Consider the following 876-nt stretch of genomic DNA (forward strand, 5'->3'; position numbering starts at 1 on the left):
CCAGGAGCTAAAAATGGCTGCCAAAGACGTAAAATTTTCTCGCGATGCCCGTGAGCGCATGCTGCGCGGCGTCAACATCCTCGCCGACGCAGTGAAGGTCACGCTCGGCCCCAAGGGCCGCAACGTCGTCATCGACAAGTCGTTCGGCGCACCGCGCATCACCAAGGACGGCGTCACCGTCGCCAAGGAAATCGAGCTTGAGGACAAGTTCGAGAACATGGGCGCGCAGATGGTCCGCGAAGTTGCTTCGAAGACCAACGACATCGCCGGCGACGGCACCACGACCGCGACCGTTCTGGCGCAGTCGATCGTCCAGGAAGGCCACAAGGCGGTTGCCGCCGGCATGAACCCGATGGACCTGAAGCGCGGCATCGACCTCGCGGTCAGCGACGTCGTCGCGACGCTGATCAAGAACGCCAAGAAGATCAAGACCTCGGAAGAGGTTGCCCAGGTCGGCACCATCGCCGGCAATGGCGATGCTTCGGTCGGCTCGATGATCGCCGAAGCGATGCAGAAGGTCGGCAATGAGGGCGTCATCACGGTCGAGGAAGCCAAGACCGCCGAGACCGAACTCGAAGTCGTCGAAGGCATGCAGTTCGACCGCGGCTATCTCTCGCCCTACTTCGTCACCAACGCCGACAAGATGGTTGCGGATCTGGAAGACGCCTACATCCTTCTCCACGAGAAGAAGCTCTCCAACCTGCAGGCCATGCTGCCGATCCTCGAGGCTGTCGTGCAGACCTCGAAGCCGCTGGTCATCATCTCGGAAGACGTCGAAGGCGAGGCCCTGGCCACGCTGGTCGTCAACAAGCTGCGTGGCGGCCTGAAGATCGCCGCCGTCAAGGCGCCGGGCTTCGGTGATCGCCGCAAGGCCAT

At 62.3% G+C, this 876-nt stretch carries 1 protein-coding gene; it reads left to right on the forward strand.

The window, feature by feature from the left end; genetic code table 11:
- Nucleotides 1–13: 13 nt before the first annotated feature.
- A partial coding sequence (gene groEL / locus AC0L2A_RS36245; protein WP_473612978.1) for a chaperonin GroEL occupies nucleotides 14–876 on the forward strand: 863 nt, incomplete at its 3' end.

The sequence above is a fragment of the Mesorhizobium sp. WSM4844 genome (assembly GCF_055811775.1).